Raw genomic sequence first — 22,074 nt, forward strand, 5'->3', positions numbered from 1 at the left:
TATCAGTCATCCTAATTTTTAAAGAACAGTGCCTCGAAGGCTTTTCGCTCTTCCGTTTTAACTTCCAACGTTTCAAGCGAAGCGCGCATTATACAGAGGTTTTTTACTTCGTCAACAACTTTTATTCCGCTGCCAACTTAACGCTCAAACATACTGCGCTTTTTTATTTCTTCTCACCCAACTAAACAACCGTTTCGTTGAAGAGAGCCGCGCATTTTACAGCGATAAGCGTTGCGGTCAACCCTTATTTGCCATTCTTACAATTTTGTTACAAATTGATGATTATTTCTTGAAAGCGGCCTTAATGCGCAACCAGGTTTGCGTCAAGACATTGCCATCCAGCTGATAATGCTTGTGCAAAGGTTGTTTGACTTCCCAACTCACCTTGAGGCCGGCAGGAAAGACCACAAAGTCTCCTTTACCAAAGCTGACTGGCGCACCACCCACAGGCGTCACTACACATTGACCTTCTAGTATATAAGCCTGCTCTTGTTCGTGAAAAATCCAATCAAAGGTTGATACTTCTTTTTTCCATGTAGGCCACTTGGACACACCCAAGTCCTTTAGTTGTGTTTCGGCAGGATTGTGCTGAACTTGAATTTGCATGTGTCGCTCCTTGAATCAAAGCGGGCATTTTATAGCAAGCCCGCTTTAGCCGTCAGGGTTTTACAGAGTAAAATACATTTTTTGATGATTTACATATATAGAGTGCGCAATGCGGATCAACCAGGCAGAGGCGATAGAACGATTGCAACGGGGCGAAGTGGTCGCCATCCCGACCGAGACCGTCTACGGCCTGGCGGCAGATGCACGCAATGACTTAGCTGTTGCCAACATCTACGCCACCAAACAGCGACCTGCCAATAACCCATTGATCGTCCATATTGGACGCACAGAACAAGTGGCCGACTGGGCCAGCAGCTTTCCGCCACTGGCACAAAGGCTGGCCGCGGCCTTCTGGCCGGGTCCGCTGACATTGGTATTGCCTGCGCGCGCGGAGGTCTCAGCGGCGGTGAGGGCTGGCGAGCCGACGGTGGCTTTACGCGTGCCGGCACACCCCGTGGCGCTGGCGCTGCTCAACGAAAGTGGCCTGGGCCTGGCAGCCCCTTCAGCGAATAAGTATACGCAACTGAGCCCCACCACGGCAGAACATGTCGAAGCAGGACTGGGGGCAGACATTCCGGTGCTGGATGGTGGCGATTGCCAGGTAGGCATAGAGTCGACCATTGTCAGCGTGCATGAAGATGGCTGGCGATTGCTCAGACCCGGCATGATAGATGAGGCGGCGATTGCAGCCGTCGCAGGCACGCCGGCGTCTGTAGATGCATCGGCGCAGATTCCCAAGGCCCCCGGGCAGCATTTGCTGCATTATTCGCCACGAACACCCTGCCTGCTGTTTTCTTCCAGACAAGCGATGGCAGACTATGCACAGCAGTACCCTCATGCTGTCGCCTTGTTGTTTGGCGCCGGTGTGGCGGTCACGGCCAAAGATACACATTTGCCAGCCACGCCTGCACAAGCCGCCGAGCAGCTCTATGCGGCGCTGCACATATTGGATGCCGCACATGCTGACGTGATCTTAATAGAATCGCCGCCTAACACCGCGGCCTGGGACGCCGTGCGAGACCGGCTGCAACGGGCAGCCTACCAACCCAAGCGCCAAAACGATTGAGTCTGCCAAGCATGGCTGGCACAATAGCGTGCATCGTCGATTCCCTTATCTTAAATAAAGCCCAGATTTAAATCATGAAAAACATCTACTCCTTCATCCTATTGGTTGGCGCCAGCAGTCTATTGTTTGGCTGCAAAAGCGTTGAACTGCCGAGCGTGTTCGACAAAGGGACCAAGGAAGTTCCACGCTATGGCAAAGAAGCTTTGCATTACCAATGCGAAAATTATCAGTCGTTTGGCCTCAAACTCTCTGCTACTGGCGATGAAGCATGGGTCATGCTGCCTGACCATGAGGTGGGGCTGTTACGTGATGCCGACGATAAGCAACACTACCATTATGGCACCATGGATTTGCGCCTGAATGGCGACCAAACCACGCTGGATGACAGTGACCACTTGCACCTCAAAGGTTGCAAGACCGCCGATACGTCCAAATAAACACTGATTCTCATCTATCCATGGCCACTGTTTACGGTGGTCATGTCCCCTGTTTGCCGAGTCCATTGGGTATCGCACCCGCTTCTGCGCATGCCGCGCGTGTTTTGTCATCGTGCGTCATTCCACCCAATCACATGCTGCGTTCGCCCTTTGCTGATTAAAAGACAGGCGAACAGCAGCTTGCGCCATCGCCAGCAAGCACACCCAGCCAAATAAAACATAAGCCATTGATTTTTATCAAATAATTTTCTGGCACAGATTCTGCAAAAGCTCACTCTGGAAAGCAACCATTTCATCGTCATCCGGTTGCCTGATCTCCATTTATTGATAACTGATTATCACAGAGTGAACACATGAATATACAAACCATTAATCCTAAACTACGACAAATTTCTCTCTACACCAGCTTGGCCCTGCTGAGTACACAAGCTTTTGCAGAGGCCACGCTGCAACGCAACGAAAACCAATTTATCAATATCGGCATTGCCTCTCGCGTCAGCTTTAGCTCGGTGAAAGATGCCGCGCCGAATGGCAAAGACCGCTCGAATGACTTTGAGGTTGAAGAGGCACGTTTATATACCAACGGTAAGGTGCATGAGAACGTCTCCTTTGAGTTCAACTTCGCACGCAATTCAGCAGACAACAGAGTTGAGTTGCTGGATGGTCATCTGGGCTTGGAGTTTAACAACTACGCGCATGTTTGGGTGGGTCGCTTCTTACCGGCAGCGAGCCGCGCCTCCGCTGCTGCACCGATGTATTCCACCACGTTTGACTTCCCGATTGCCGAGTTAGGCTCTTACCAGTTTGCTGGTCGGGATAATGGTGCAGTCTTCTTCGGTACAGACAAGAGCGAGGCCTTCAAATACTACGTTTCGGCCACTAACGGTCGCCAGGGCGGCTCCAATCAGGCTGATAACTTGTCTTATGCCACCCGTCTGCAATATAACTTCTGGGATACCGAGCCAGGCTTTTATAACCTGGCCAGCTATGATGGCAAGAAATCGATTTTGTCTGTGGGCGGCTCTTACCGTTATCAAAAAGATGGCGCAGGGACGATCCTGAATAAAGGCGATTCCAAATACTGGAACCTGGATGCACGCCTGGAAAAACCATTGAGTGATGGCGCCGTGCTGGGGGCAGAAGCCTCCTATTACAACTATGACAATGACAATACCGGCGATACCGTCTTGCCAGAAGCCAAAGGCTTTTTTGTCAATGGCAGCTATACCTTTGCCGAAAAAGTGGGCATAGGCAAATTCCAGCCCAAAGTGATTTACCAAGAATTTAACAATGACACCACCGGCTTGGACCGCAAGCGCGTAGACATTGGTGTAGGGTATTTAATTGACGGTGACAGCAACAAGCGGATTGATGTGTTTTACTTCAGGGAAAACCGCAATACGCTACCGGATATTGACGGCATTAAAGCCATTTTCCATGTGGCACACTTTTTCTAAAAGTATCCTGCAATAAAAAACGGCCATGATGGCCGTTTTTTTATTAGCCGCCATTTTAACTTAACGGCTACCCAGATAAGAATCACTCAATGCCTGGCTATTGGCAATGGTCTGTGCATCGCCCTCTTGCGTGATATGGCCACTTTCAAGTACATAAGCATGGTTGGCGTAACGCAAGGCCACCGTGGCGTTCTGCTCCGCTAGCAAAAAGCTCAAGCCTTGCGTTTGCTGTAACTGGTGCACGATTTCAAAAATCTCTTCCACAATTTGCGGCGCCAGCCCCATGGAAGGCTCGTCGAGCAGAATCAGTTTGGGATTCGCCATCAACGCACGGCCGATCGCCACCATTTGCTGCTCGCCCCCGGAGGTATACCCGGCATAGTTTTTACGCAATAACTTCAGGCGTGGGAAAAAGGCATAGACCTTTTCCAGGTCTTGCGCCAGCCCTTTGCTCGACGGTCTGCGAATAAAGGCCCCGGTCAGCAGGTTTTCCTCAACCGTTAAATGGCCAAAGCAATGCCGACCTTCAAGCACCTGAACCAGACCCTGTGCCACCAGTTGGCCCGGTGTGGCCTTGGTCACGTCTTTACCGGCATAGACAATCCGACCTTGTACAATCTCACCGCGTTGTGCCGGGGCCAGGCCAGAAATCGCTTTCAGGATGGTACTTTTGCCCGCGCCATTCGCACCGAGCAAAGCCACAATAGACTGTGGTTTAACCTCTAAAGAAATATGCTTGATAGCAAAAATGACCTTTTCATAGATCACCTCAACATTGTCCAGCTGCAAAAAGGGCTCAACCGCAGTGAGCGCTTGCACCGGGATCGTATTTAACTGTGCTTGTGTCATGTTTGACTCCTCAATTGACTGTCGTCGGCAAGGGACAGGCCTTGCCCACGGCAGCAAACTGCAACGGCACACCGCCCTGCGGTGTGCCGCGATCATCGTGATACCGTCAATATTTAGTTGGCAGCAACAACCTCTTTACTGCAATCGCGTGGCGTGATGCCTTTTTCCTTGGCATACTCATGGGAAGATTTTTCAATAATCGGACGCAACAACTGGCGGTCTGCCTGCACCCAGTCAGAAATCACTTTCCATTTGCTGCCATCCCACTGCTGGAAGCGGACGGCACCGCCGCCCTCATGGTCAGCGCAACTCAGTTTGAGCGGCTGTACCAGACCCAGAGCGCCCAACTCTTTAAGGCGCGCATCATCCAGTTTGAGGTTCTCAAAGCCCCAGCGTACCTCTTCACCGGTCAATGGACGTTTGCCGAATTTGGCTTGCGCCACACGCACGGCTTCCACGTTGAGGATGCCATTGACCACGCCCAGGTTGTAATAAACATTGCCAAAACGTTTAGGATCTTGCAGATTGCCTTTACCGGCCTTGATCACATATTTGTCTATGCCTTGCAATACCGGGAAGCTGGTGCCGGAAGGATGTGTCGTGATTGAGATAAAACCCTTGGCGGCGTTGCCTGCAGGCGCCGCATCATCTTCAGAGTTGCTCCAGATATTGCCGATGATATGGTCGGCCGGAAAACCGGTTTTTTGCGCGGTTTTTAAGGCCACCGGGTTCATCACACCCCAGCCACGCAAAATCACCCAGTCCGGCTTGATGCGACGTATCGTCAGCCATTGCGACTGTTGCTCGTTGCCCGGATGCGGCACTTCGAGCAAGGTCAGCTCAAAGCCGTATTTCTTTGCCAGCAGTTCCAGAATCGGACTGGTTTCCTTGCCGTAAGGCGAGCCGTGGTACAAGGTGACAATTTTTTTGCCTTTGAGCTTGTCCAGACCGCCAGATTGCTGGGCGATATAGTTCACAATCGCAGACACTTCGCTGTACGGGTTTAATTGCAGCGGGAAGGCATAAGGGAACACGCTACCATCGGTCGAATCGGTGCGGCCGTGGTTAATCGTGATCAGCGGCAATTTGTCTGTGGTCGAGCGCTCCAGGGTCGCGTAGGCAATGCCCACGGACAGCGGATTGGTCGCTGCAGCAGGCGCGCCGTTCAGGCCTTTTTTCAGGCGCTCGTAGCACTCAACGCCTTTTTCCACGACGTATTCGGTTTCGCACTCACTCCAGGTCAGCTTGACGCCATTCACGCCACCCTCTTTGGCATTGATGTATTGCAAATAGTCGATAAACCCACCAAAAAAGCCGGAACCGCCTGCCGCATAAGGGCCAATCCGGTAACTCTGCAGCGGGAAATACTGCTCATTGGCGGCTTGCACTTGTGTAGACAAGCTGGCAACCCCCAAGCCCAATGCCAGCCACAGCCAGCGATGTTTACTTAAAAAGTTCACTTAAATACTCCTTATAAAAATATAGAAATCTCTCTTAATCGCTCTTGGTTATATAAAAGACCGTGTGAGGCTGTTTAACACATGGAAGTCTCCTTCAATCAATTCGTCAGGAACGGCCTAGAAACGTAGCGGCCAGACCCGCAGCCGTTGTTTGGCGGTTTGCCAGACCTTGGCCAAACCGTTGGGCTCTTTGATCAGGAAAAAGATGATCAAGGCACCAAAAATCATTTTCTGAAAATTCTCCAGCTGGCCAGGATCAATCGCTCCGGCCAACAGGCTTGTCGATATCTGAGAAAGCAGAATGGGGAACAGCACAATAAAAGCCGCGCCCAGAAAGTTGCCGAGGATACTACCCATGCCGCCGATGATAATAATGAACAGAATCTGGAAGGAGCGTGACAAATCAAAGCCATGTGGTTCAACGGTGCCCAAGTAAGTGAATGCCCACAGCGCACCCGCAATCCCCAGGTAAAACGAGCTGATGGCAAAGGCCAGCAATTTGGTTTTTGGCACCGAGATGCCGATCACGGCGGCAGCGGTGTCCATGTCGCGTACCGCCATCCACTTGCGTCCGAGCTCACCACTGACAATGGTTTTTGCCAGCCACCCCAGCGCCACGACGACCGTTAAGGTCAGCAGATAACGTCCCGCCGGTGTACTCAAATCCGTGCCTAAGATCTGTAAAGGTGGCGCTGTAATGACGCCAGAAGAGGAGTTGTTGGAAAACCAGGAGAATGTGGTGAACACCCATTGCACAAAAAACTGTGCAGCCAGTGTTGCCACAATCAGGTAAAAGCCCTTGATGCGCAAACTCGGCAGCCCAAACACCAGGCCGACGCCACCTGCCGTCAACCCGCCCAAGATCAGGCTGGCAATCAATGGCAAGCCCTCTATCCGCAGGTGAAAGTTGTAGGTGGCAAACGCACCTACCGCCATAAAGGCCGCAGACCCCAAGGAGAGCTGACCCGCATAGCCAGTGAGCAAATTCAAGCCCAAGCCGGCCAGCGACAGCACCAGCACCGGGATGAGGATGGCGCTAAACCAGTAGTCGTTGCCAATGGCAGGGACGACCAGGTAGGCGAATGCCAGTAAGGCCGCAAATGCCCAGCGCTCCTGTTTGAGCCTGAAAAAGCGCTTGTCCAGCCGATACTCTGTGATGAATTGTCCTGCTTCTTTATATAACATGCTAACCCTGCCTGCTCTCTATTTTTTAAACACGTTCAATCGCTTTATCCCCAAACAAGCCATAGGGGCGGACCAGCAGAAACAACATCGCCAACACATAGGGAAACCAGTTTTCAATGCCGCCGCCAATCAGCGGGCCGATGAAGACCTCAGCCAGTTTTTCGCTGGCGCCGACGATCAAGCCGCCAACAATCGCACCTTCAATCGAGGTAAAGCCGCCAATAATCAGCACCGGCAAGGCTTTGAGTACAATCAGTGACAGCGAAAACTGCACACCGACGCGTGCACCCCACAACATGCCGGCGACCAGACCTACAAAGCCAGCCACCGCCCAGACGATCAGCCACAAGCGTTGCAGATGGATGCCCACCGCCAAGGCCGCCAGTTGGTCATCTGCCACGGCGCGCAAGGCAATGCCAATGCGGGTTTTATTGAAGAGGACACCGAGCAGCGCGACCAGGCCGCCCGCAATCGCGGCAGCAAACAAATCGAACTGTGACAGCAAAATACCGAACACCTCATACGGCTCATCATTGATGCCTATCTCCAGCGCATGTACTTGTGCGCCCCACACCGCTTGTGCCAGCCCTTCGACGATATAGCTCAGGCCCAAGGTTGCCATGAACAAGGTAATCGGCGAACGGTTCACCAGCGGCCGCAACACCAGCCATTCAATCAGCCAGGCCAACACCGCCATGGTCAGCAAGGTCAACACAAAGGCGCCCCAGAACGGCACGCCACGCTCGACTAGGCTGACAAAGGTCAATGCCGCAAACAGCACCATGGAGCCCTGGGCAAAATTAAACACGCCTGATGCCTTGTAAATCAGCACAAAGCCGATCGCGACCAGCGAATACATCACGCCCGCAAGCAAGCCACCAGTCAGAACTTCGAAAAAGAAACTCATCTCAATTGATCCTTGTATTGCCTCAGTGTTTGGTGCCCAGGTAGGCGGTAATCACCTCGGGGTTGGCGCGCACTTCATCCGGCGTGCCATCACCGATCTTCTTGCCATAATCCAGCACCACCACATGGTCTGACAGCGTCATCACCACGCCGATATCATGCTCAATCAGCACAATCGTGGTGCCAAACTCGCGGTTGGTTTCACGGATAAACCGGCTCATCTCCGCCTTTTCATCGGCGTTCATCCCAGCCATCGGTTCATCCAGCAACAGCAGTTGAGGCTCGGCAGCCAGTGCACGGGCAAGCTCGACGCGCTTTTGCAAGCCATAGGGCAAACTGCCCACAATGCTGTTACGCCAGGGTTGCAGTTTGAGAAAAGCAATCACGCGCTCTGCTTTCTGCCGTTGCGCCAAGGCATCCGCAGGCGCGCGGCCCACATTAAATACCTGCTCCAGCCAACTGCTTTTGACCTTGAGGTTGGTGCCGGTCAGTACGTTGTCGAGCACCGACATGCCTTTAAACAGGGCTATATTCTGAAACGTGCGCGCCACGCCGCGTCTGGCAGCCCATTGCGGATGCATGGCGCGACGCACCGCATCCTGGTAGCGGATACTGCCTTCATCAGGCTTGTAGACGCCATTAATCACGTTAAGCAATGAGCTTTTGCCGGCGCCATTGGGGCCGATCAAGGCACAAATTTCGCCCTCATTGACGGCAAAACTGATATTGGTAATGGCTTTCACGCCCTTAAACGACAATGAAATCCCGTCTAATGCCAGTAATGGCTGAGGTGCAGCAAGGGTGGTACTCATATCGCGGCCTTCCATGTCGCTAATCCCAAATAGCTGTGCAAGTCATTGGACTGATGTGGAATCACTTGCAGCTGGCTGGTCTGCCAGGCAGAAGCTTCTGGCCAGGCACGCACATCAATGCCAATGTCACTGAAAAACTGTGTGGCCTCGGGCGACAAGGGCTCGCCTACCAGTAATGGCACGCGCGTACGCCGCAGACCCAGCACATCCTGCAAGGGCAAAATCACCAGCCAGCGCGCCAGCGTTGCGATCAGCGGCAACCGGGCACGGGCTGCACGCAGTGCCCAACCCACCAGCCTATGCTGCCAACTGCCGGGTAAGGGCCAACGGGATTGTGTCAGCGCATACAGGCGCTGATAAGTGGTTGCCGTGCCAGCGACCAGCGTGGGGCCGAGTTCGCGCCTGTCGGTATCCCGGGTCGCCAGATTTTCTGGAAAATTCAGAGTAAAGCCCGCCAATAGCCACGGCGAAAGCAGATATTTGGCATGACCGCTGGCGGCAAATGCACGCGCCGCCAATGCCTCTTCATGCGCTGTGAGCACCTCTTGGCTGATCAGTTGGCGGCCATTTCTAAGCAGTTCGGCATGGCTTAATTCGCTGTACTCCAGCGCATAGGCGTCACTTAAGCGGTAAAAGCGGAAGGCGATTTCCGCAGTCTCAGCCACGGGTGAAATGTTCTGTGTCTCAGGCGTGGCCACAATCTGCGCATAAGCAACCAGCGCAGGATGCTGATAGCCCGCTAGCCCGCGCGCATCGGCATAAATCACCAGTGCGCTATCAGGCTTGGCTGCCAGGACTTGATCCACCTGCGCCTGCGCCTCGGCAAACACAAATTGCGGCCGCAAGGTATGCAATAAATCCAGTAACTGCGGTTGCGCAAAGGCCGGATCCAGTGGCGCTGCCACGCCGCCCAGCCAATGGGCAGCTAGCGACAACAGCAAGGCCTCTGGCCGTGGTTCACTGAGCAGGAACAAGGTATCGCCCTGGCGAAAGCCGTGTTGCTGTAAATAGTGCGCCGTGCGGGTGACGTCCTCTTGCACCGCAAGCCAGGAGGCCTGCTGCCAGAGGCCCAGCTGTTTATGCCGAATTGCAACACGATGCGGGCGCTCCACGGCCTGCAAAGCGAGCAAGTGAGGTAAAGTCTCTGCCATTGCCAATTTCCTGCCGGGTTGAGTTAAGCCGCTTTGGCCAAGGTTTTAGCTTCCAGCTCACGCACCAGTGGCAGTACTTTTTCACCAAAATAAGCGACCTCTTCCTGAAAGTGCAAAAAGCCCGCCAACACTAAATCTACGCCCACCGCCTTCAAAGCCACAATGCGCTCGGCAATTTGCTGTGGTGTACCAATCAAATTGGTTTTAAAGCCATCGTTATATTGCACCAGGTCTTCAAAGCTCGACTTCGCCCAGTTACCTTCACGCTCCGGGCTGGCAGCACCGGCATTTTTCACTTCATGGCCAAAGGCATTGACCGCTTCAGGGTTGGCTTTATCAATGATTTCCTTCAATACGGCTTTGGCTTCTTCTTCGGTATCGCGGGCAATCACAAAGGCATTGACCCCGATCTTGACCTGATGCTTATTGGCCGCCGCCTTGGCGCGAATATCGTCCACCTGGGCCTTGATCCCTTCCACGGTGTTACCGTTGGTGAAGTACCAGTCTGAGACCGCGGCCGCATTATCGCGCGCAGCACGTGAACTGCCGCCCTGGAAAATTTCTGGATGTGGCTGCTGCAAAGGTTTAGGTTTGAGTGAGTAGTTACTAAAGCGGTAAAAATCGCCTCTGTAAGTAAAGTTATCCTGGGTCCAAATGCCCTTGAGCGCTTCAATAAACTCGCGTGAACGGCGGTAGCGTTCGTCGTGATCCAGCCAATGCTCGCCAATCGCCGTAAACTCACCACGGAACCAGCCGGAGACGATATTCACCGCAATCCGTCCCTGGGTGAGAATATCAATGGTCGCCAATTGTTTGGCAGCCAGCACCGGATTCCAGGGGCCAGGCAAAATGGCGGCAATCACTTTGAGTTTGGTGGTCGCCGCCAGCAAGGCATGCGAAAAAGATACCGACTCATGCTGAAACTCGGCCCCATAGCCCGCAGTAAAACGGATTTGGCTCAAGGCATATTCAAATCCGGCTTTTTCGGCAATTTGTGCCAGCTTGCGGTTGTAATCGATATCCCAACTGGTGCGCTGCTCAATGTTACTGACCACCAGGCCACCACTGACGTTAGGCACCCAATAGGCAAATTTAATGTTTTCTGTACTCATCTTTAATCTCTCCAAAAGTCACTGAATTTAAATAGCTAATAACTTTTCCTGGCTCAAAAGCTCGCGATGCTTGAGCAAAGGCAGGGCACGCTCTACCGCTAGATCAATGCGCGCTTTCACCGCCTCACTCTTGATTTGATAGTTTTCAAAATCCGCTTCAACGGCATATACGCCGATCGGTAAAGTGACTGCCTGGAAGAAGCTAAACAAGGGACGCAGCTCATGATCAATGATCAAGGCATGACGCTCAGTCCCGCCGGTTGCTGCCAGCAGCACGGGCACATCAATCAATGCTTCGAGATTGACCAGATCAAACAAATGCTTGAACAACCCTCCATAAGAAGCGCGGTAAACGGGTGTCGCCACCACCAGCAAATCGGCAGTTTCAATCGCCTGGATATCTTGCTGTACGTTGACTGGTAAGGCTTTGGGATCGTAGGAAGCGACCAAGCTGCCCGCAACTTCGCTTAATTCCACCACGTGCAGATCAATCGGGATTTGCTGTCCCAACTTCTGTGTGATCGCCTGCACCAGTGCAGCGGTTCTGGAAGGTAATTTATAGCTGCCGGAAACGGCAGTGACTTTTAATGGACGGCTCATCATGACTCCTGAAATAACGGTGACTAATGTCGTTTGCACGAAAACTCGCAAACGACTCGCTTGCTAGAGTATTAGCACCATCCATGCCAGGGAATAATATGGTTATATTTCAATCACTTATACAAAAAATCTCTTTTAATAGGTGTTGGATTCCAGCGCTAGTTGCTGATCAACTGCTGCTAAATCAGCAGCTTTCCGTTGTCATGCGGCGCTTAGTCATGATTTCGTCTGCTGATGGTTGCTGATTTTGCAGCAGCGATTCAGCAACAAACTGTTTCTATAGAGGCGGCGGCTGGAGCTTGAATTTATATTTTCATTTAAATTCAATAACTTATTGATTGGCATATTAAATGCAACAGCATTAACAGACGCGTGGCGCAAACAACATCCCCGCCACGCCTTTATTGATCCCTTTTTGAACAAGGAAAGACTATGACTGCACAAGCAAATAAAATTGCGCATTTGCCTGTAAACCTGCCGCGGCAACCCGCGCATTTGATTAAAAGTGACGCAGAAGCCCTGACCGTCGCCAAACAGGTTGCCAGCGAAATCGCCAAAGAAGCCGCCCTGCGCGACCAGGAACGCCGACTGCCACGTAAAGAGCTAGACCTGTTTTCAAGCAGTGGCTTGTGGGGCATTACCGTGCCGAAAGAATACGGCGGTGCCTTTGTCTCTAACAAAACCCTGGCAGAAGTGATTGCCATCGTGGCCGAGGCAGACCCCAGTGTCGGCCAGATTCCACAGAATCATTTATATATGGTGGAAGGCTTGCGCCTGGATGGCTCAGACTTTCAGAAAAAATACTTTTTTGAGCTGGTGTTGCAAGGGGTGCGGTTTGGTAATGCGTTTTCCGAGATTGGCACCAAGAGCGTCAATGATGTGAAAACCAAGCTCACGCCCACCAATAGCGGCTACTTTTTAAACGGCAAAAAATTCTATTCGTCTGGCGCTTTGCTGGCGGACTGGGTGCCGGTAGTGGCCAAGGATGAGCACGATAATACCGTGGTGGCATTTGTCCCTGCCGGCGCAGAAGGCCTGACCATTATTGATGACTGGTCCAGCTTTGGCCAGCGCACCACGGCCAGCGGCACGACCATCCTGGAAAATATTTTTGTGCCCAGCGAATATGTGTTGCCGCACCATCTGGCCTTTGACCGGCCGACCACCATGGGGCCAATTGCACAGATTATCCAGGCGGCAGTCGATACCGGCATCGCCCGCGCGGCGTTTAAAGATACCCTGCACTTTGTACGCAACTACACACGGCCATGGATAGATACCGATCTGGAACACGGCTATGAAGATCCGCATACCATCAAGGACATCGGTGACTTGCAGATTCGCCTGCACGCCACCGAGGCCTTGTTGGCACGCGCCGGTGAATACATAGACGAAGCGCAGCGTAACCCAAATGAAGACACCGTGGCCGAAGCCTCGATTGCGGTGGCAGAAGCCAAAGTACTGAGTACCGAAACCGCCTTGTTGGCGGGCAGCAAACTGTTTGAACTGGCCGGGACCCGTTCTACCTTGGGCGAATATAACCTCGACCGTCATTGGCGCAATGCTCGTACGCACACACTGCACGATCCGGTACGCTGGAAATACCATGCCGTCGGCAATTACAGCTTGAACAAGGTGAATCCACCGCGCCATCCTTGGATTTAATCCAGAACGGATATTCAAAAACAAACAGCCCGATAAACGATCGGGCTGTTTGTTTTGAGGCTTAGCACAGTCTGCGCAAACGGCTTATAAAAGACTATGCCTCGTAGTACACACCGCTTACCAGCGATAGGTCGCTGTCAGCATGGCACGCCGTGGCTCGCCATAGTAGCAACTGCCAGAAGCGCAATTGGCGATATATTCTTTGTTGGTGAGGTTGCGCGCATTGAATGCCAGCGTCCAGTGCTGAAGATCATACCCGACCAAGGCATCCCATAAGGTATATGATGGAATCCGCTCGGATGCAGAATCAAAATTGCCACGGGTAGAGCCGTTATAGCGTGCACCCAAGCCCACTTTTAACCCATTATTAAAGCGGTAATCACTCCACACGGCGAGCGAGTTTTCCGGCGTGGCCAGCAAAGGCGTACCAATCAACGCAGGATTGCTGCTGGCAGTGACTTCAACCTTGGGTGTATATGTATAGGCCGTAATCAGATTCATATTTTCTATTGGCTGCGCTTGTATTTCGATCTCTAGGCCACGCACCTGAATCTGCCCGGTCTGGCTCGGACTGCCGCTGTTGGGGTCATAACTGATAAAGTTGTTACGCTCCAGATTAAACCAGGCAGCGCTGTAACGGTTCTTGCTACCTGGCGGCTGATAGCGTACGCCAAACTCATACTGCTTGCCGGTTTCGGGTTTAAAGCCTTTGCCTGTTTGCGTGTTGACCGTGACCGTCGGTATAAAAGACTCTGTGTAGCTGAAATAAGGGGCAATGCCATTGTCTGCCAAATAGAGCAAGCCTGCGCGGCTGGTAAACTTGTGGTCATTAAAGCGATCATTGGTGCCTGCCACACGCTCCGCGTTCTGGGTGCTGGCATCGTCGTAGCGGCCACCCAACGTCGCAATCCAATGCGAACCCCATTTGATCTGGTCTTGCAGATAAAAACCTGTTTGCGCCAGTTTGATGCTGCTATCCTGCACAGGGTCACCCCTCACTATGGTTTGTGCCGTATCCGGGGCCAACAAATCCAGGTCTGGCGCACTGCCAGAATAGAATTGATTGCGGTCCCTGACCTTTTGGTAATCCAGACCCGCCAGCAAGGTATGTTGCCAATCCCCCGCCTGAATACGCCATTGCAGCTGATTGTCGATGGTGAACGCTTTGATGTGATCCGGGCTACCGTTCATATTGCGGGTGATATAGCGGAAATTGCGAGGGTCCTCCGGATTCGCCTGGTTGACCTGCGTGTACCCCATGCCGAACACCTGCCAGTAAGCCAAGTCTACCTCGCTGTAGCGTGCATTCTGCCTGAAGGTCCACTGGTCGTTGAAGCTATGCTCAAACAGATAGCCGACATACCATTGCTTTTGCTCAAACCGGTTAAATTTTCTATCGCCGACAAAGGTCTTGTAAGGCAATTTTTCTCCCAATGGCGTGCGCAGCAAGGTGCCTTGCTCAGGCAAGGCACCAGCCACGATCCCGGCATCCGAGTTCATATACTGCGACATGACCGTCAAACTGGTTTTGTCGGAGGGCAGGAAAGTGATTGACGGCGCAATAAACACCCGGTCATCCTTCATGCCTTGACGCGGCAAATCGGCATCGCGTACCAGGCCGGTAATGCGGTACAACACGGTGCCGTCTTCATTGAGCGGCCCCGAAAAATCACCGGCGACCTGCTCACGCGAGTAATTCCCCAATTGCATCTGGATTTCTTTAAGCGGGGTTGCGGTTGGACGTTTGCTAACCACATTGATCAAGCCGCCTGCGGTACTTTGCCCATACAGCACCGAGGCTGGCCCGCGCAGGATTTCGAGACGCTCAATGCCATAATTTTCGATTCTGCCGGTCGCAAACGTGCCGGCATTGCGCCACGGCAAGCCGTCTTGATAAAAACCGGGTGAATACGCATCAATGCCACGCAAGGCAATCCAGTCATAGCGGGAATCCGGGCCGTAAGGCGCCACATTCACCCCCGGCGTATAGGCCATGCCTTCACGCAGGCTTTGTGCACCAATGGCCTGAATAAAGTCTTTAGTCACCACCGAGACCGCCTGCGGCGTTTCCATCAGCGACGTATCGGTTTTGGTCCCCGTGGCTGATTGCTCGGCAATATAGCCTTTAATTGGGCTCCAGGCCGTTTCCTTGTTGGCCGCGGCTGTCACTTGCACCTCGGGCAAAGTACTCGCCTTGGCCGACTGCGGGAGAATGGCATAACGGTGATCCCCGCGATGCTCGACCTCCAGACCGGTGCCCTTGAGCAAGGTATCCAAAGCCTGCTGCACAGTAAACTTGCCATGCAACCCTGTGCTAGCTTTACCATCTGCCAGCGCAGCATTGGCTGACAGCAGAATGCCGGCTTCGGCGGCAAATCGGCTTAATACCTGACTCAACGGTCCGGCAGGAATCTGGTATTCCTGTGCCACGGCCTCCTTTTCAGCAGCGTGCAATACAGGCATAGGCGTGAGGCTGCTGATCATCAGTGTCAGTAAAGCCGCCCGGACATGCCGCGCAAGCGGCAAAGTGTGATGCGATTTCATTCAAGCTCCCTGTTAGGTTAAAAATAACGTGTTGTTATCTCTAAACCGAAACAGCCCGTTAAAAAGGGAACCTCCAGCGCAAAAAATACAAAAATTTCTCGCGCGCCTGATACCAAAGCCAATGACAGGCGCTCAAGCAGCAGGGAGCAATTGAATATTGCCTTGCGCGTCGGTGTGCTGGCGAATGCCTAAACTATGGGTGATTTCCTGCAGCACCAGCGGCACGTTGGCAAACGGGTATGCGCCCATCAAGCGTAAATGGGCAATATCGGGGGCTACCGATAGCCTGGTTGAATGATAGCGTGCCAGCTCGGCAATAAAGTCTTTGAGCGATTGATTATCCGCAATCAGGATGCCACGGGTCCAGGCTTCACGGGCAGGAAGCGCGGCCTGTATTGCACCGACGCCATACTGGTCAAAGTAGGCCTGCTGACCGGCACTCAACGTGATGGCGGTGCCTTGTGATGGCGTAATCGCCACCCGCCCCTCATACACGGCGAGCAAGCTACGCGTGTCCTCCTGGCAGACGGTAAAACGCGTCCCCAGGGCCGTCAAGCGCCCATGCTGCGTATCAACGACCAACGGCCGCGCTTGCGGATCATGGCCAGATTGCAGCAGTATCTCGCCGTATTCCAGCGTGATGCGCCGCAACATCCAGCCATAGGCGACGCGCACCTGGGTGTCGGTATTGAGCCAGAGCTTGCCTTGGTCCGCCAATAGCACGCGATGCGTTCTGCCTGCTGGCGTACGGTAGGTGATGGCGCTGGCAGTGAGCGTTGTCAGCCAATCTTGCCAGGGGCTGTAGCGATGCAACAGGCTCACACCCAAGTAAGTGACGCCCGCCAGTCCGAGCATTTTTAACGCCTGCCGGCGCCCACTGGAATGCAACAAGGCCTGATGCGAAGCCGACTTGCTTGCCACAGCATTGAGATTGGAGAAGGCAGCATTAATCGCCTCCACCTCGGCCCAGGCCCGTTGGTGGGCTGGGTGCGCAGTTAGCCACGCTTGCCAGGCCTGCCGCTCAGACGCCTCGGGGGCGTCATCACTGAGTACGGCAAACCATTCTGCCGCTTGCTGCAGCGCCAACTGTTCTACCGGCGACATCCCCACCTTAACGGCTGATGACTTCATGAGGTCTGTCTTTCATCTTGCCATTGCCGGCGCAACAACAAGCAATGCATCATGGCGGTTGCCATATATTTTTTGACCATGCGCTCAGAGACCGCCAGCCTGACTGCAATTTCCTGGTATTGGAAGCCGTGGATCTGCGCCAGCAAAAATGCGGCTTTGGCCTTGGGGTTTAACCGGCTCAGCATCGCATCCACTTCCAGCAGGGCTTCGGTAATCATGGCCTGCTGTTCCTGGGAGATGCAGGCAGGCTCCTCCTGACTCAGCGCATTGAGGTAACTTTGTTCCAGGGCCTGACGTCGCCATTGGTCTATCATCAAGCCTTTGGCAATCTGCAACAGATAGATACGTGGCGTATATACATGCTGTAACGCCTCCTGTTTTAGCAACAGTTTGACAAAGGTATCCTGAGCCAGGTCCGCGGCATGGTGTGTACAACCGACTTTTTTATTCAGCCAGCAACACAACCAGTGATGATGCGCCTGATACCAATGCGTGACCGGTAAATGCGAAGAGTCTGCCATGACTGCTTAATATATAAATGATAATAATTCTCATTTTAATATTAAGCCAGACAATCGACAAGCCTAAAACGCGTCTGCGGCGCTCACAAACAATGCGGCCACCTGATCTCAGGTCAAGCCACACCCCCGGCCAGGCCATGAAAAAGCCCAACACAAGGTTGGGCGCAAGGCTAGCCGGTATGCGCAGTTAACCGCTATAGACCATGGCTGCATCCAGCAGTCGGCTTTGCTGGCGTGGAATCGACTGCAAGCCTGGCCACGCGTAGTTGAGGTCGCGCGCACGATAGGCTTTCATATCGGCAATGCTGATGATTTTGAGCCCGTGGGCTTGGGAAAACTTGAATAAATCAGGGCGTCTTGCCATGCTGCCATCGTCATTGACGATTTCGCATAACACGCCGACTGGCTGCAGGCCAGCCATGGCGGCAAGGTCATGCGCCGCTTCGGTATGGCCGGGCCGCTCGAGCACACCGCCACGGCGGGCACGTAGCGGAAAAATGTGGCCGGGGCGGTGAAAATCCTCGGCCTGAGTGGTGGGATCCGCCAGCTTGCGCAGTGTCAGTGCACGATCTGCCGCCGAGATGCCGCTGGTCGTGCCATATTTGTAATCCACACTCACAGTAAATGCGGTGCGGAATGGATCAGCGTTGTGTGTCACCATTTGTGGCAAGTCCAGTGCTTGCAAACGTTGTGCGGGCATGCCGACGCAGACCAGACCACTGCTGTGTTTGACCAGGAAGGCCATTTTTTCAGTGGTGATTTTTTCGGCGGCGATAATCAGGTCGCCTTCGTTTTCGCGGTCGGTATCATCGACCACAATTACGAATTCGCCGTTGGCGATGGCTTGAATGGCGCTAGCGACCGAATCAAATGGTTGGTTTTTTTCTAACATACACAGTCCTTTTACTCACGCTGCCAGGTTGAGATTCAGCACCCTGGCCGCATTCTGATAAAACACTTTTTCGAGCACGGCATCCTTAAAGCCCAGTGCCGCAAAATCAGCGATGGTTTGTTTCATGGGGCGGAACGGATAAGAGGTGCCAAACAGTAACTGGTCGCCCAGAAACTGGTTAGCGGCCTGCACATACAGCTCGGCGCCGGGCTGGAAAATGTACATATCCGGCACCAGATACAGATTGGGGTAGCGGAAGGCGGCACCGACAATCTCGTTCACAAACGGGTAATAGCCGTGAAAACAAATAATGTTCAATTGGGGATATTTGCGCGCCAGCCGTGCCACCGCATTCGGGTGCGCATAGTCGAGATCCGGTGTGGTCGGGCCCGACATCACGCACACCGGCACGCCATACTGCTGGCACGCGTTATACACCGGGTCAAACAGTGGATCATCCACCTGCCGCGCAGGCTTGCCAAAGCCTGGCTCGATATTGATGGCCTTAAAGCCATAATGGTGTATGGCTTTTTCAATCGCGGCCAAGGTACTGTCCACGCCGCGACTTTCAATATCCACCGAGCCCAAGCCGACCAACTTTTTGCTATGTTTGACCAGATCGGCAATCTGCTGGTCATCAATGGTGAGGTCTGGCGTTTCACGGCCGACCACCACTGCGAGGTCTATGCCGGCGTCGTCTATTTCCTGCAGATAGCCCTCAACAGTGTACGAACGTCGAAAATGCTCGGGCTCCAGCGAACCCACGCGCTGATTCAGCCATTTGGCCGTCTCATAGGCAGGCGTGTTGGGCGTGGCGCCAAAAAAGTCATGCAAAAACGCAGGACGGTTACGTAAATCAATAATTTTTTGTTTCATATCTATTCTTTAGTGATGGAAACACTTAAGCAATGCGCGAGCGGGATGAAGACCAAGGCGCACGACACGCAGAAACCGGAATGTACATGGCGTACATGGGGATTTTGAGTACCGTGCAACGCCGTTATTCGCCCGCGCAGCTATGGATCATGTGTTTTCTATGAGTAAAAGCTAGGGGTGGGATACTGCCCATTCAGCGCCCACTCGCCTAACTCCTTGAACTTGTAATCCACCGGATCATGCAAGGTATACACACGCAAATTCCGCCAGAAACGGTCCATGCGCAGCTTGGCTGTGGTCGCACGGGCGCCTGCCACCTCAAAAATACGCGTGGTCACATCCAGCCCGGCACGGGTCGCCTGCACTTTGGCCGAGAATACGGCCAGCGCCACCTCTCCGCGTTGTGCGTCTTCCAGTGCCAACCCTTGTTGCCAGGCCGCATCGAGCAATTCGGCAGCATGGTCGGCCAGTACAGATGATGCATGTAATCCGGCCCAAAACTCGCCGTAATGCAGCAAGGTATAAGGATCCTCATACACGCTGTTTGCCAACGAACCAGACCAGACCCGGCTGCTGCCACGGGTGTATTTGGCGCCCTCGGCCAGCGCCCCTTCGGCAATACCCAGGTAGATATTGGTAAAAATCAGCTGGGCCACCAACGAACGCAGACTGGCAAACGACGAACTGAGTGGACCAGGCTGCATGAGTAACTCATGATCTTCCACCTTGAGCTGGTTAAATTCTGCACTGCCACTGTCGGTCTGGCGCTGGCCGATGTTGTCCCAATCACCCTTGAGCGTGATCCCTGCGCGACTGGTCGGCACCGCGGCCACCAGAAATTTGCCGCTGCCTTCTTCAATGGCGGAGACGATCAAGAAGTCAGAATCCATGGAGCCGGAGCAAAAACTTTTTTGCCCGTGAAACACATAGCCACCGTCTACCTTACGTGCCACCGTACGCTGGTCCAGCGGATTGAGGGCATTGCCCCACCACAGGTTCTGGTGCGCAGTGAGCTTGAAATAATGCTGCCACTGCGTCTCGCTGCCATATAAACGAATGGAAGCCAGCATCAAAAACTGGAACGCAAACACCTGTGCAATCGAACTGTCGACGCGGGCAATCTGGCGGATGATGCGGTAGGTCTGCGCCCAGCTGGCGCCCAAGCCCCCGGCCTGTTGCGGTAGCCACAAACTGAGCAAGCCGCTGTCCCTTACCGCCTGCCGCTGCGGATAGGGCGTCCCTCCTGCGACATCGCGTTCAACCGCGGTGAGTGCCAAATAGTCGCAAAGTTGATCGGCGCGCTGTTGCGGTGTGCCGTGAAACAAAATGCCATGCTCCGCTTCAGCGGCGGGCGGGCGTAAATTCAGAGCCAATGTCATCTTCCCCCCTACGCAGCATGCTTAACAGATTGGGCTGCGCCAAACGGGCCGGTGAGATTGGTCGTAATGCTAACCTCATGTGGGGCCTGTTGCTGGAGCGGCAAAAGCGGGAACAATAATTCAGCGACACGGTAAGCCTCCTCCAGATGTGGGTAGCCTGAGAAAATAAAATAATCAATGCCAAGCGCCTGATACTCTTTAATGCGGTCAGCCACTTCTTGCGGATTGCCCACCAGCGCAGTGCCGGCACCACCGCGCACCAGGCCGACTCCAGCCCACAGATTAGGCGAGACTTCGAGCTGGTCACGACGGCCATGATGCAAAGCCGTCATGCGTTTTTGTGCGACAGAATCAAAATTGGCCACTGCGGCCTGTGCTGCTGCGATGGTGTCATCGGTGACCTGCGAAATGAGCGTGTCGGCGGCTTGCCAGGCTTGCTCGCTGGTTTCACGCACAATCACGTGCAAGCGGATGCCAAACCGGATATGGCGGCCTTTGGCTGCCGCAGCCGCGCGGATGACCTTGATTTTTTCGGCCACGGCTGCCGGTGGCTCACCCCAGGTTAAATGCACATCAATATGCTCGCTACTGAGTTTGATGGCGGCCTCGGAAGCGCCGCCGATAAACAGTGGCGGATAAGGTTTCTGCAAGCTACCGGTTGGCAGGCTGGCGCCTTTGACGCGTAAATAATCGCCTTCAAAATCCACGCGCTGCTCGCTCAGTACCGAGCGCCAGATAGACAAGAACTCCTCAGCCTCAGCATACCGCGCATCATGATCGAGAAAGCTACCCTCGGCTTGCTGTTCGGCCGGATCACCGCCCGCCACCACATTAATCAGCAGCCGCCCGCCCGAGATACGGTCCAGCGTCGAGGCCATGCGCGCCGACACCACCGGTGAAATAAACCCAGGCCGTGTGGCGACTAAAAACTTGAGCTGGCTGGTTTCATTGATCAGTGCCGAAGAAATGACCCAGGCATCTTCGCAAGAGCGGCCAGACGGCACCAGCACACCGCCATAGCCCAGCCGGTCAGCCGCCTGGGCAATCTGTTTCAGATAAGAAAACGTGGCCGGTCTGGCGCCCTGGCTGCTGCCAAGATACCGTTGATCGCCATGCGTGGGTAAAAACCAGAATATTTGCATCGACTACCCTTTACAACCCATTCAAAAGAAATAACAACTTGAAAAGTGCAAAGTCCATGCCACAAATAAAAGACTTTTAATTCAATCACTTAAAAAAATTATTTTTTTGATTGCTGCAAAATCAGCAACTTGTTCAGCAGTGCTGCTGCGTTTGCAGCACCCTGCATCGATTTCAGCAGGCGGATGTAGAGCAGTGCCATTTGCATACCTCACGCAGCAATAAGCAACCACAAGTCCTCCTTTTCTTAACCCCATGATTTGATGGCATTTATTGTTTTAACCC

The 22,074-nt window shown here is 53.5% G+C and carries 21 protein-coding genes; 5 read left to right on the plus strand and 16 right to left on the minus strand.

Annotation, left to right across the window (positions count from 1 at the left end):
- A partial coding sequence (locus tag ACFQ1T_RS02595) for a hypothetical protein (RefSeq protein WP_379073778.1) occupies nt 1-185 on the plus strand: 185 nt, incomplete at its 5' end.
- 97 nt (nt 186-282) lie between these two features.
- Here ACFQ1T_RS02595 and ACFQ1T_RS02600 read toward each other — a convergent pair.
- Nucleotides 283-606: a cupin domain-containing protein gene (locus tag ACFQ1T_RS02600; protein WP_194749532.1), complete on the minus strand. Its 324-nt coding sequence runs from the start codon at nt 604-606 to the stop codon at nt 283-285.
- Nucleotides 607-715: 109 nt separating this feature from the next.
- Here ACFQ1T_RS02600 and ACFQ1T_RS02605 point away from each other — a divergent pair, with 109 nt between their 5' ends.
- The 3 genes from ACFQ1T_RS02605 (at nt 716) to ACFQ1T_RS02615 (ending at nt 3,566) form a co-directional block, all read left to right on the plus strand.
- The gene (locus ACFQ1T_RS02605; RefSeq protein ID WP_275357235.1) at nt 716-1,672 is read left to right on the plus strand and encodes an L-threonylcarbamoyladenylate synthase; all 957 of its coding nucleotides are present in this window, start codon (nt 716-718) and stop codon (nt 1,670-1,672) included.
- 74 nt (nt 1,673-1,746) lie between these two features.
- Nucleotides 1,747-2,109: a hypothetical protein gene (locus ACFQ1T_RS02610; protein WP_275357237.1), complete on the plus strand. Its 363-nt coding sequence runs from the start codon at nt 1,747-1,749 to the stop codon at nt 2,107-2,109.
- A 353-nt stretch (nt 2,110-2,462) separates the two neighbouring features.
- A complete protein-coding gene (locus ACFQ1T_RS02615) occupies nt 2,463-3,566 on the plus strand; it encodes a porin (protein ID WP_338656103.1) in 1,104 nt (367 codons plus the stop codon).
- 60 nt (nt 3,567-3,626) lie between these two features.
- Here ACFQ1T_RS02615 and ACFQ1T_RS02620 read toward each other — a convergent pair whose 3' ends face one another.
- The 8 genes from ACFQ1T_RS02620 to msuE form a co-directional block, all read right to left on the minus strand.
- The gene (locus ACFQ1T_RS02620; RefSeq protein WP_379073782.1) at nt 3,627-4,415 is read right to left on the minus strand and encodes an ABC transporter ATP-binding protein; all 789 of its coding nucleotides are present in this window, start codon (nt 4,413-4,415) and stop codon (nt 3,627-3,629) included.
- A gap of 113 nt (nt 4,416-4,528) precedes the next feature.
- A complete protein-coding gene (locus ACFQ1T_RS02625; protein WP_379073784.1) occupies nt 4,529-5,875 on the minus strand; it encodes an ABC transporter substrate-binding protein in 1,347 nt (448 codons plus the stop codon).
- Nucleotides 5,876-5,992: 117 nt separating this feature from the next.
- Nucleotides 5,993-7,060 carry a branched-chain amino acid ABC transporter permease gene (locus ACFQ1T_RS02630; protein WP_379073786.1) on the minus strand — a complete coding sequence of 356 codons (1,068 nt, stop codon included), beginning with the start codon at nt 7,058-7,060 and terminating at the stop codon, nt 5,993-5,995.
- 25 nt (nt 7,061-7,085) lie between these two features.
- Nucleotides 7,086-7,967, minus strand: coding sequence for a branched-chain amino acid ABC transporter permease (locus ACFQ1T_RS02635; protein WP_338656096.1), 882 nt, complete (start codon nt 7,965-7,967; stop codon nt 7,086-7,088).
- 22 nt (nt 7,968-7,989) lie between these two features.
- Nucleotides 7,990-8,778 (minus strand): ABC transporter ATP-binding protein, encoded by a 789-nt coding sequence (locus ACFQ1T_RS02640; RefSeq protein ID WP_379073788.1) that lies wholly within the window; start codon nt 8,776-8,778, stop codon nt 7,990-7,992.
- Nucleotides 8,775-9,929 (minus strand): AMP-binding protein, encoded by a 1,155-nt coding sequence (locus tag ACFQ1T_RS02645; RefSeq protein ID WP_338656092.1) that lies wholly within the window; start codon nt 9,927-9,929, stop codon nt 8,775-8,777. Before ACFQ1T_RS02645 ends, ACFQ1T_RS02640 begins: the two co-directional genes overlap by 4 nt.
- Before the next feature lie 23 nt (nt 9,930-9,952).
- Nucleotides 9,953-11,041 carry a dimethylsulfone monooxygenase SfnG gene (gene sfnG, locus ACFQ1T_RS02650; protein WP_194749542.1) on the minus strand — a complete coding sequence of 363 codons (1,089 nt, stop codon included), beginning with the start codon at nt 11,039-11,041 and terminating at the stop codon, nt 9,953-9,955.
- Nucleotides 11,042-11,068: 27 nt separating this feature from the next.
- A complete protein-coding gene (gene msuE, locus ACFQ1T_RS02655) occupies nt 11,069-11,641 on the minus strand; it encodes an FMN reductase (RefSeq protein WP_379073791.1) in 573 nt (190 codons plus the stop codon).
- 432 nt (nt 11,642-12,073) lie between these two features.
- On the opposite strand from msuE, the gene ACFQ1T_RS02660 reads away from it, so the two are divergent.
- Nucleotides 12,074-13,306, plus strand: coding sequence for an SfnB family sulfur acquisition oxidoreductase (locus ACFQ1T_RS02660; RefSeq protein WP_379073793.1), 1,233 nt, complete (start codon nt 12,074-12,076; stop codon nt 13,304-13,306).
- 117 nt (nt 13,307-13,423) lie between these two features.
- On the opposite strand, the gene ACFQ1T_RS02665 is transcribed toward ACFQ1T_RS02660, so the two are convergent.
- From ACFQ1T_RS02665 to ssuD, 7 genes are all read right to left on the minus strand, one after another.
- Nucleotides 13,424-15,850 (minus strand): TonB-dependent siderophore receptor, encoded by a 2,427-nt coding sequence (locus tag ACFQ1T_RS02665; protein WP_379073795.1) that lies wholly within the window; start codon nt 15,848-15,850, stop codon nt 13,424-13,426.
- Between the two features lie 132 nt (nt 15,851-15,982).
- Nucleotides 15,983-16,981 carry a FecR domain-containing protein gene (locus tag ACFQ1T_RS02670; protein WP_379073797.1) on the minus strand — a complete coding sequence of 333 codons (999 nt, stop codon included), beginning with the start codon at nt 16,979-16,981 and terminating at the stop codon, nt 15,983-15,985.
- Nucleotides 16,978-17,502 carry a sigma-70 family RNA polymerase sigma factor gene (locus ACFQ1T_RS02675; protein ID WP_379073799.1) on the minus strand — a complete coding sequence of 175 codons (525 nt, stop codon included), beginning with the start codon at nt 17,500-17,502 and terminating at the stop codon, nt 16,978-16,980. Before ACFQ1T_RS02675 ends, ACFQ1T_RS02670 begins: the two co-directional genes overlap by 4 nt.
- Before the next feature lie 187 nt (nt 17,503-17,689).
- Nucleotides 17,690-18,394 (minus strand): 3,4-dihydroxy-2-butanone-4-phosphate synthase, encoded by a 705-nt coding sequence (gene ribB, locus ACFQ1T_RS02680; protein WP_379073801.1) that lies wholly within the window; start codon nt 18,392-18,394, stop codon nt 17,690-17,692.
- Between the two features lie 15 nt (nt 18,395-18,409).
- A complete protein-coding gene (locus tag ACFQ1T_RS02685) occupies nt 18,410-19,270 on the minus strand; it encodes an amidohydrolase family protein (protein ID WP_379073803.1) in 861 nt (286 codons plus the stop codon).
- A gap of 158 nt (nt 19,271-19,428) precedes the next feature.
- Nucleotides 19,429-20,649 carry an acyl-CoA dehydrogenase family protein gene (locus ACFQ1T_RS02690; RefSeq protein ID WP_379073805.1) on the minus strand — a complete coding sequence of 407 codons (1,221 nt, stop codon included), beginning with the start codon at nt 20,647-20,649 and terminating at the stop codon, nt 19,429-19,431.
- A gap of 8 nt (nt 20,650-20,657) precedes the next feature.
- The gene (ssuD, locus tag ACFQ1T_RS02695; RefSeq protein ID WP_194749550.1) at nt 20,658-21,791 is read right to left on the minus strand and encodes an FMNH2-dependent alkanesulfonate monooxygenase; all 1,134 of its coding nucleotides are present in this window, start codon (nt 21,789-21,791) and stop codon (nt 20,658-20,660) included.
- Nucleotides 21,792-22,074 lie beyond the last annotated feature (283 nt).

Origin of the sequence: Methylophilus glucosoxydans (assembly GCF_042676145.1) — a bacterium.
Taxonomy (GTDB): domain Bacteria; phylum Pseudomonadota; class Gammaproteobacteria; order Burkholderiales; family Methylophilaceae; genus Methylophilus; species Methylophilus glucosoxydans.